Annotated in this window: 1 pseudogene; it reads left to right on the top strand. The window is 53.8% G+C overall.

The features are described 5' to 3' along the window. Nucleotides 1-359: pseudogene (locus ACUU1I_RS21290) on the top strand (DNA circularization protein); the annotation flags it as partial.

Here is a 359-nt window from a genome sequence, read left to right on the forward strand (position 1 = left end):
TGAAGGGCGTATTGTCCGCTTTGACCTGAAGTTTGTCGAAGCGGGAGAACTCTCTTACCCCACATCAGGTGCGGCGACGGCGCAGACGCTGATGTCATCCTGTTCTGCACTGGATGACTGCATCAGTGACAGCTTCAGCGGTTTCAGTATCGATGGTGTGGCGGATTTCGTGCAGAACGACGTTATCGGTAATGCCAGCATAATGCTGGGGTATGTTTCTGATGCGATGAAAGTGGTGGATTCTGCCGTATCGGATGCCGCCAGGCTGTTGCAGGGGGATATCTCGGTACTTCTGCCGCCGCCATCGTCAGGCAAAAATTTCGTTGAGCAGGTGCAGAAAATGTGGCGTACCGGGAAAC

The organism is Shigella sp. SIG3, assembly GCF_053555855.1.